Annotated in this window: 3 protein-coding genes; all 3 read left to right on the top strand. The window is 68.7% G+C overall.

The window, feature by feature from the left end; all coding sequences use genetic code 11:
* Positions 1-714, top strand: a 714-nt coding sequence (locus AB1609_22640; GenBank protein MEW6049233.1) for a M24 family metallopeptidase, incomplete at its 5' end; no start/stop codon positions are given.
* 60 nt (positions 715-774) lie between these two features.
* On the top strand, positions 775-1128 hold the full coding sequence (locus AB1609_22635) for a zinc ribbon domain-containing protein (GenBank protein ID MEW6049232.1): 354 nt from the start codon (positions 775-777) through the stop codon (positions 1126-1128).
* An 18-nt stretch (positions 1129-1146) separates the two neighbouring features.
* The coding region (locus tag AB1609_22630) for a class II aldolase/adducin family protein (protein ID MEW6049231.1) at positions 1147-1931 on the top strand (785 nt) is incomplete at its 3' end.

Genomic DNA, 1931 nt, shown 5'->3' with positions numbered 1-1931 from the left:
CGGGATCTGGGGCGGGAGGCCCGCGAGGCGGTCGAGGGCGTGCTCCTGCGCGAGCTGGCCCCCGGCCAGACCGAGTACCAGGTGGCGGGCCTGGTGAGCCGGGCGCTGTGGGATCGCGGGCTTGAACCGACGGTGCTGCTGGTGGCGGCGGACGAGCGTATCCGCCAGTACCGCCACCCGATCCCCACGGGCAAACCGGTCGAGCGCCACGTGATGGTCGTGGTCTGCGCCCGCAGGGGCGGGCTCATCGTGGCGCTGACTCGCATCGCTTACTTTGGCCGGCTGCCGGGCGACCTGAGGGCCCGGCACGAGGCTGTGTGCCGGGTGGACGCCGCCATGATCGACGCGACCCGGCCGGGTACGCGCCTTGCCGCCATCCTGGAGACGGCCGCCGAGGCGTACCGCAGGGAGGGCTTTCCCGACGAGTGGCGGCTGCACCACCAGGGCGGCGCCGTCGGGTACGCGGAGCGAGAGTTTCTCGCGACTCCGTCCAGCGTACAGGTGGTCCAGGCCCCCGGGGCGTTCGCCTGGAACCCCAGTATCACGGGCACCAAATCGGAGGACACGGTTCTGGTGGGGGCAAAGCCTGACCAGACAATCGAGGTGATTACGGCCCACAGCCCGGAGTGGCCGGGGGTGGAGGTGCAACTGGGCGACTGGAGGCTCTCGCGTCCCGGCATCGTGGAACTTGCCAGATCCCGTACCGGCGGTTAAGGTAATGTTGGCTATTCTGGACAGGGCCTTGCGGGCGCGTCCTGTCAGGGGTGGCTGGACGTGATTTACGAGTTCCGGTGCAGCGGCTGCGGCCGGCGCTTCGATGTGTATGCCACGCTCGCGGAGAAGGAGGCCGGGCTGTCCCCCACGTGCCCGGCATGCGGGTCGAGCGACGTGGCGAGGGTCTTCGGCCGGGTGATGCTCCTGCGTTCGGCGCTCTCCGACGCCGGCGGGTCGGGGCCCGGCGGCTCGGACAGCGGCGGCAAAGAGACCGACTTCGGCGGCGGAGGCTGGGGTGGGGACGGGTTCGGCGGTGACGACGGGCTCGATGGCGGCGATGACGGCTTTGACGGGGGCGACGGCCTCGACGGCGACACGTCAAGCAGCGGTGACGATCTCGACGAAGACTGGTGAAGGGGTGCCGGTGGGGAAATGAACTTCAGCATCGTTGGTGATACCCAGTCGGAGGTGCGGCAGTGGCTGGCCCGGGGGCTCCGGCAGGAACTGGAGCGCCGCGGCCACGTGTACGAGGACCCGCCCTCGCGGGACGTTCGGCTCGTGCTCAACTTCGTGGATACTGAAAAGCCGCGACCTTACCGGCGCCGCGCCCGCGCCACGTTCGTCTGTTCCGTGGCCGAAGCGGACAGGCCCGCCGAGGACGTGCTCAGGGCGGGCTATCCCTTGCTCATCCGGTCCCTGTCGAACCTGCTGCTTTACGCCGTCCCCAACAACGGACGGGTGGACACCTACTTCGTCACGCTGGAACAGGGCTACTACAGCGTGGAACACGAAGCCGACGACGCGACGTACTTCCAGCGCCTGTACGAGCGGCTGCACCCTCTGGCCTCGTCGAACCTGGTCATTGACAACCTCTTCGAAACGGACCTGCCTGAGGATCTGTGGGGTGGGGACGAGGCCGTGGAACAGATCCGGCGCGCCAGCCGCCGGCTGGGTGAGCTGGAGCTGCTGCCGGCGCCGTTTCCCATCCAGGAGATCCTGCCGCCCGAGGACTTTCGCCACGTGCAGCACCTGTACGGCATCGGCGGGTTGAGCTACGGCAACATCAGCGCCCGGCACGACCGCTCGAGCTTCTGGATGAGCGCAAGCGGCGTCAACAAGTACCGCCTGGACACCGTGGGCCAGGACATCCTGCTGGTCAAGGGATACGACGCGCACAAGAACGCGATGCTCCTCAGCGTGCCGCCGAACGTGACGCC

It is taken from the genome of Bacillota bacterium (assembly GCA_040754675.1).
Classification (GTDB): Bacteria; Bacillota; Limnochordia; order Limnochordales; family Geochordaceae; genus Geochorda.
The sequence above is the reverse complement of the archived record's forward strand: the minus strand, read 5'-3'. Positions and strand labels throughout refer to the sequence as shown.